Consider the following 433-nt stretch of genomic DNA (forward strand, 5'->3'; position numbering starts at 1 on the left):
ACCAGCGGCTGAATTCGCTGGTGGCCCAGGGCATCGGCCAGAACCTCGACGTGCTGCAGGCGCTGGAGCGCATCAACGCCGCCGAAGCCCAGGTGACGGTCGCCGGTGCAGGCGCGCTGCCCAGCCTCGTCGTCGGTGCTTCCCATACCACAAGCGGCCAGCTTGGTTCGCGCCGCCAGTCGGTTGGCGCCACCAACACCACCGCCGGTGAAGCCAATGTCTCCTGGCTGCTCGATCTGTTCGGCGAATACCGCCGTTCGAAGGAAAGCGCGCTGGCCTCGCTGGATTCGGCCTACGCCACCGCCGACGTCGCCAAGCTCACCTTCCTCCAGGATCTGGTCAACAGCTATATCGACGCCCGCTACTACCAGGAACGCATCGCGCTCTCCCAGGCAAACCTGAAGTCGCGCCGCGAAACCTTCGACCTCACCAA

1 protein-coding gene is annotated in these 433 nt (G+C 65.4%); it reads left to right on the top strand.

Annotated features, from left to right (window positions below; translation table 11 throughout):
• The coding region (locus AB4Z25_RS29345; protein ID WP_442210574.1) for a TolC family protein at positions 1-433 on the top strand (433 nt) is incomplete at both ends.

The sequence above is a fragment of the Rhizobium sp. RAF36 genome (assembly GCF_052114105.1).
GTDB lineage: Bacteria > Pseudomonadota > Alphaproteobacteria > Rhizobiales > Rhizobiaceae > Rhizobium.